The organism is Pseudoalteromonas sp. NH0006-26, from assembly GCF_057552415.1.
In genome coordinates, this window is sequence record NZ_BAAJMJ010000006.1 from 247,849 (window position 1) to 254,812 (window position 6,964).

6 protein-coding genes are annotated in these 6,964 nt (G+C 40.6%); 2 read left to right on the plus strand and 4 right to left on the minus strand.

All coding sequences use genetic code 11. The features are described 5' to 3' along the window. Position 1 precedes the first annotated feature (1 nt). The 3 genes from AC27JR_RS11515 to hrpB all read right to left on the minus strand — a co-directional run bounded on the left by AC27JR_RS11515 (position 2) and on the right by hrpB (position 4,152). Positions 2-961, minus strand: a complete 960-nt coding sequence (locus AC27JR_RS11515; RefSeq protein WP_487173665.1) for a sensor histidine kinase — start codon at positions 959-961, stop codon at positions 2-4. Continuing rightward, on the minus strand, positions 954-1,505 hold the full coding sequence (locus AC27JR_RS11520) for a heme NO-binding domain-containing protein (RefSeq protein WP_487173667.1): 552 nt from the start codon (positions 1,503-1,505) through the stop codon (positions 954-956). Before AC27JR_RS11520 ends, AC27JR_RS11515 begins: the two co-directional genes overlap by 8 nt. Before the next feature lie 220 nt (positions 1,506-1,725). Beyond that, complete coding sequence (hrpB, locus tag AC27JR_RS11525; protein WP_487173668.1) at positions 1,726-4,152, minus strand: ATP-dependent helicase HrpB; 2,427 nt, start codon at positions 4,150-4,152, stop codon at positions 1,726-1,728. A gap of 568 nt (positions 4,153-4,720) precedes the next feature. Between hrpB and AC27JR_RS11530 the strand changes: the two genes are divergently transcribed. Then, positions 4,721-6,238, plus strand: a complete 1,518-nt coding sequence (locus AC27JR_RS11530; RefSeq protein WP_487173669.1) for a DUF3360 family protein — start codon at positions 4,721-4,723, stop codon at positions 6,236-6,238. Positions 6,239-6,281: 43 nt separating this feature from the next. Here AC27JR_RS11530 and AC27JR_RS11535 read toward each other — a convergent pair whose 3' ends face one another. Beyond that, entirely contained in the window at positions 6,282-6,413 is a 132-nt protein-coding gene (locus AC27JR_RS11535; protein ID WP_487173670.1) for a hypothetical protein, read from the minus strand. A gap of 150 nt (positions 6,414-6,563) precedes the next feature. On the opposite strand from AC27JR_RS11535, the gene AC27JR_RS11540 reads away from it, so the two are divergent. Further along, a complete protein-coding gene (locus tag AC27JR_RS11540; RefSeq protein ID WP_487173671.1) occupies positions 6,564-6,761 on the plus strand; it encodes a CsbD family protein in 198 nt (65 codons plus the stop codon). Positions 6,762-6,964 lie beyond the last annotated feature (203 nt).

The following is a 6,964-nucleotide window of genomic DNA, read 5'->3' on the forward strand; positions in this document are numbered from 1 at the left end:
CTTACATGCACTTTGTTGAAATAGGTATTACACAACGTATTAAAGACCCCTTATTAACTTCACTTTCAACCTCTATAGTTCCGTTGTGCTCTTTAAGTATGTTGTAAACTATAGCCATTCCCATACCAGTGCCTTGGCCTACGGGTTTAGTAGTAAAGAAAGGATCGAATATTTGTTTAAGTATGTCGCCATCCATCCCACAGCCGTTATCTGCCACCTCAATATAAATATTATTTTTATTAGCAAACAGCTTAATGGTGATTTTTCCCTGCTGATCGAACTGGCTATCACAGGCGTGTTTCGCATTAATTAATAAGTTTACAAATACTTGTTTCATCGATGATAAATTACACTGTGTTAAAGGTATTTTTTCTATATGTAACTCTATAGCACACGTTCCTAACTGGTTGTCGAGTAACTTTAGCGTGCCATTTAATGATTCTGTAATGTCTGCCATTGTTGTTACGTTATCTTTTAGGCTCGCAAAGTCGACAAGGTTGCTAACAATATAAGCGATACGCTCTAAGCCCTCTTGAGTATCATCAACTAAGTCATCTATATCGTCCACAATAAAGCTTAAATCGTTCTCTTGATTGAGCTGAACTAAAATAGACTCTAACTGCGATACTGAAATCGATTTATCTACAAATTGTTGAGCTGCCGTCATTAACGTAACCAACATGGGCTTTATAAATTTTATACTTGCTACATTACTGGTTATATAAGCAAGCGGGTTATTTATTTCGTGGGCCATCCCAGCAGAGAGTGTGCCTAGCGTGGCCATTTTTTCACTTTGCATTAAAGTTATTTGTTGGTTTTTGACCGTTTCGAGCTTTTCTTCCAGCTCTTGATTAGCAATAAATAATGCCCGTGTTTTGTCTTCTAGTAGGGTTTCTAATTGATCTCTGGCTGATTTTTCGCGCAAATACGCTTTTTTATAATTGTAGTCGTCTTCAGCCATGGTGAGTCCCATAGTTTACTTCAATTAAGCACGAATCAAACCCATCATGCATGCACTGAGCATGGTTAAGTTTAACATCGACTCCATAATGAGACGCAGCACCAAAAATAAGCCCTTCAGCGCACATACAAAGCTGTCGCTTAGAGTTGTAGCGCATTAAAATAAACCCGTCTTCAATAATTTGGGCGTCAATTTCAGGTAAATTTGGCTCATGATAAAGCTTAGCTACTTCAACATGAATTACTTTATCAATGCCAATAATAAGATCAGCAAAACAATTAAAGTTAGCAACAATACTAGGATGACGCCCCTTCAAATGAGAGAACAAATACTCTCCAAAGGCCTTTAATACCTCTGACATAGACATAGAAAGTGCAGTTGCTACATCTTGTGCTAAAGCAACTATCTCTTCATCCGGGTAACTTTCTGCAGAAATATAAACACGACCTTCAGGTGCATTTTTTTCAAGTAAGTCGTCCCATGCAGCCATGCCACATTTTTCAATAACCAGTGCCTCAAGCCCTCTAAAGATAACGCCTTTCATGCATGTTCCCTCTATTATCACTTTTAGATTGTTAGCTGCGCCTTCAATTAGTTACAAACGCTCGCTACCTTACTACTCATATGCACATTCGCGTAATAAGTTTTACCCTATAAAACATCAGCATTAAAGTAATAGTAGTTTAGTCGCTTGTAAAACGCCCAAAAAAGTTCGTTATTTGCATGGTCAACATTTAACATTAAGTAAAGTTAAGAAAGCGTGATCACATTCTGCTTTTTACTCTATTAGTGGCAACGCTATTGGCAGGATCGTCTGGCCAAAAATGTTTGGGGTAGCGCCCTTTCATCTCTTTTTGTACCTCGCGGTAACTACTATTCCAAAAATGTGCTAAGTCTTGAGTCAACTGCAGTGAACGCTTACCTGGCGATAACAACTCCATTAGCAATGCTAATTTACCGTTAGCTAACATAGGCGTACTGGTTAAACCATATACTTCTTGCATGCGCACACTAAGCTTGGCGGGGCCATCAAGTTGGTATTCAATCTTTATATTAGAACCACTTGGTACTGTTAGTCTCAGTGGGAGTAAAGATTTAAGCTCGCTTTGTTGTTGCCAATTGAAGCAGTTTTGTAGTGCCTCAAAGTAATTAAACTTTTTAAGCTGCTCAAGGGTTTTAATATCTTCAAGGTATACCTCTAACCAATCACCTGCTGAGTCAATTAGCTGCTGCTGATTAATAACAGGAAACTGTTCTGGCATCAATTTGCTAGCTAGGCACATTCTAATAAGCAGTTGCTCACTTTCTTTTTGCTCGTTAAACAGTGAAAAGCCCTGTTTGGCAAACAAACTAAGCCATGCCTTGGCCCGCTCTGCTTTATTAAGCTTATGTTTACTTGGTTGGCTACTAAGGGTAATTTCCCCAAGTTTTACTTCATCTTGATGAATAAACCGAGCGGCTTTTTCATCAAACTCGCAGCGGGTAAGCTCAGTAAATAAATGCGGTAAATACTCTTTAAGCGCTAATGGATTTAGCGCCGTGGCTGCAAAAACTCGCCCGCCTTTATGCCCGCCCATACTGGCAATAGCTATATATTCGTCATTATGCCAGTAGTCAGGGTTTAGCTCAGCCCCTGCGCCATTTGCTAATAAGTAGCCATTGCCGCGTTTTTTAGCAATCCGATCTGGATAGCCAAGCGATACTAATAAGCTTAAATATTCAGTGTTTAAATCTGTGCGGCTATCGGTAAATTTTAAGCGTTTTAACCAATAATTTAATTGCTGCTTAAATACCGGATGTGGTCGTTGTTGTTGACTATGCAATGCTAGGTTGAGCTCATTGGCAGTGTTAACTCGGCTCTCTAGTAAGGCGATTAAATAAATAGCTAAGCGATAAATCCCACTTAACCGTGGCTCTAACATTTGCGCTTTTAATAACATATGCGCTAGGCGAATATCGGCACCAAAGCCCAACATTTTACTACCCAGCGTGGTGAGCTTACCGTTACTATCTATGGCTTCAAGCATAGATAGTAAATTGTTAGCTTGGCTGCATTGTTGCTCACTCGGCGGGTCAAGTAAGGTGAGTTCACTAATGCTTGCGCCCCATTGCTTTGCCTCAAGCATCAGCTGGCTAATATCTGAGGTAAGAATATCAGGGTTATCGTGGCTGTTTCGTCTCTCAAAAGTTTGTTTTGAACCTAACCGATACACAACCCCTGGCTCTATTCGCCCTGCACGCCCTGCGCGTTGTACTGCCGATGAACGCGATATACTTTGCGTAGTAAGCTCAGTGACACCAGTTTTTAAATTAAAGCTGGCTGCACGGCGCTTGCCGCTATCAACCACAATTCTAATACCTTCAATGGTTAAACTTGTTTCGGCAACATTGGTCGTTAATACTACTTTTCGCATCCCTTGAGGCGCTGGTGCAATTGCTGCTTGTTGATTGGCTTTATCTTGTTCGCCAAATAATGTGGCAACAATACAATCACTGGGCAAGTCGCTCAGCGCTTGCTGCACGCGCAGTATTTCTCGCTGACCGGGTAAAAATACCAGCGCACTGCCTGTTTGCTCATTGAGTGCTTGTTTTATTATTGATGGAATAGCATCAAGCCAGCGGCTTTCATCTTTTATTGGGCAATATATTTCGTCAATGGAGTAACTTCGCCCGTTTGAATGAATTACTGGGCAATTAAAAAACTCAGTGTAGCGTTCGCTATCAAGGGTTGCCGACATCAACATAATGGTTAAATCTTCACGCAGCGCCGCTTGCGACTCTAAAGCTAAAGCCAGCGCGGTATCTGCAGCAATAGAGCGCTCATGAAACTCATCAAAAATAAGTAAATCAACATCACTGAGTTCAGGGTCATTTTGTAACATGCGCGTAAGCATGCCTTCGGTAACTATTTCAAGGCGAGTTTGTGTGCTGACTTTGCTTTCACCTCGCATCCGTAAACCGACACTTTGCCCCAGCGTTTCGTTTTGGCAGTGCGCTAAATAATTGGCAATATTTCTCGCCGCCAAGCGCCGCGGCTCTAACATGACGATGCGCTTATAATGCCCATCGCGCATAAGCTGTAATGGCAACCATGTTGATTTACCAGCACCAGGCGGCGCTTGCAATAAGGTGATTGGGTTGGCTTTTAATGCATCAATGAGTGAATTATATATTTCTTGAACAGGCAGCACGCTATTTACCCTAAATTACTTTGCCGACATTGTAGCAAAAAATATCGTTTTATTATTAAAAAGCAAGTGGCGTTTTAAGTGATTTAAATGCCCTTAAATTAGCTCGTGATTGCATTTCGTTTCAAATACCTAGTAGGTATAAAGCTGTAAACCGAAGCTACAGCTAAGTAAATACTCTTTTTAATTATTACGTTTTGTGCAACTTTGCGGCTAATTGTATTTATAATAAGCAAATAGCGGCTAACGTCACCTTTATTAGACTAAAGAATGATTGCTGCTGAACCTGCTGATTTTATGACCTTTTCGCTATTCTGCATGACAAGATCACACTGTAAAAACAGAACAATAAACCACTGAATTTAAAGATCTTTTAAATTTAACAAGCCAGTTACAATACATCCCTTTGCTATTTTTGTTAACACTTACAAAGCGTTAAACTGGGCTATGCACGACCTTTTGCCTAATTACAATCTGTAGCAAGCTGTTTTACCCTGCGCACTCAACGTTCATTTGCTTTGTAAAAGCTGTATTTTTATTTTGAGTTAGCAACTAAGTTGCAGGAGAAGTCATGACCACCAAGCCGCTAGATGATAATTCATCTGATGCTATACCAGGAGCGGATACTCAAACCGCGTCCGATAGCTATGAAAATCTTCATAAACCCAGCTCTGATTTTGAAAGCCGCGACGCTTATCTAGAGCACGAACTGCAAATTATGCAGCCAAAACGCTGGCGTCCAAATTTACCGTTTAGAGATTATCGCTTTGAATTTGAAGACACCATTCCAGCGATGGCCGCAACTATAGGTAAAGTTGTGATGGTTGCAGCCATTGCTGCCACGTTTGCAGGCCCTTTGGGGTTGAGTGATGGCTTTGTACTTGAAAACGTACGCTACGAACTTTTAATTGTTTCGTTATTTATTTTACTATTTTCTGGCTTTATTTTACCGACCGCTAACTTAGCGGGTACTCATGGCCCACTCATTCCATTAATTCCTATTGTGGTTGCCGCAGGCGGACACCCTATGGCCTTTGGTTTGCTCATAGGAGCCTTTGGATTGATATTAGCATTTAGTAAAGGCGGCAGTCTCATGGCCAAGCTCACCAGTAAAGGGGTGTGTGGTGGCCTACTCCTCTATTTAGGCTTTGTGGGTACCATTTCTCAGGTTAAAAAGCTGTTTGCATGGGCTGAAGAAATTCAAATGACCCATATTGCCTTTATTGTAATCTTAGCCACAATTTTACTTTATGCTTTACTGGAGCATTACAAAAAACGCTGGTTAGCCGTGCCACTGAGCTGTTTAATTGGTGGTTTTACTGCTTTTGCATTGGGCGCACCGTTTGAGTTTCATACGGCACCGGGCTTACCAAATATGAACCCTATGTACTGGTGGGGTGAAAACACTGGTTGGATGCTTGGCTTACCAACAGCTGAAAGCTTTGTGGTTGTACTTCCTTTTGCAGTTTTAGCAGTTGCTATGTGGTCGCCTGACTTTTTAGGCCATCAAGTATTTCAAAAAATTAGTTACCCAGAGCGTACTGAAAAAGTACAAATGAATATTGACGATACCATGCTTAGCGCATCAACAAGACAAACCTTTGGCTCGCTATTAGGCGGTGCTAACTTTGCGTCATCTTGGGGCACTTACATTGTTCCCGCTGCCATTGCAAAGCGCCCTATTCCTGCTGGCGCAATTTTAACTGCGTTATTTTGTATTATCGCCGGTGTTTGGGGTTACCCAATGGACTTAGCGATTTGGCAGCCAGTATTGTGTGTTGCCTTAATTGTTGGCGTATTTATTCCACTACTTGAAGCGGGTATGGAAATGACCCGTGAAGGTAAAACCACACAATCAGCCGCGATTGTGGTGTTTGCATCAAGCCTAGTAAACCCTGCATTTGGTTGGTCATTAACTATGCTGCTTGATAACTTGGGCCTCATTGGATGTAAAGAAAGAAGTGCTGATTTATCACGAATGAGCCGCTGGATCATTCCACTTATTATGTTTGTGTTATTAACCGGTGTAATGGCACTGGTAGGTATGCTGCCAGGCATTCCTGCGCTAATGCCAAGCTTTAGACATTAATTCCTTTATTAAACAGTAAAGCGAGCTTTAATAGCTCGCTTTTTTATAAGTACAATAAAAACCAGCACAGTGCCCCTGCAATAATCCCCACTGAAGTAACAGTCCCTGCAATAATTACAAGCCACCCTGCAGAATTTTTATAAAACTCGCCACCAGCTATATCTTTTTTGCGCATCAAAAATACTAACCTGCTGATATAAATAGAAAATTAAAAACCATATTGATTGGTATAGGCTTTGCTACTTTATAAGTGAACGTTAAAAAGCACTTTATTAGTAACGCTTTTTAAAATGGATAAATCATCACTCTCAATAAGGAGTTAATTATGAATAGCGATGTTATCGAAGGAAATTGGAAAGAACTTAAAGGTAAAGCGCAACAAAAATGGGGCGAACTAACCGACGGTGATTTAGACAAAATTGAAGCCAGCCGTACCGAACTTATTGGTAAAATTCAGCAAAAATATGGTAAGTCGAAAGAAGAAGCCGAGCACGAAGTAAATGACTTTGAAAAAGGTCATTAATATAAAGCGCGTTAACAGCTTAACTTACTAATAAAAACCGCCAATTGGCGTAATGCCGATCAGTTAAGAATATTTTTGATCGGTTGACTGATCTTTTTAACGCTTTCAAAATCCGATATCTGTCTCTGGTATCGGATTTTTTTATGCGCTTTGAAAATGAATTAGCGGTCACTTTTAACTCTTGTGGTAGTTTTCATACATTC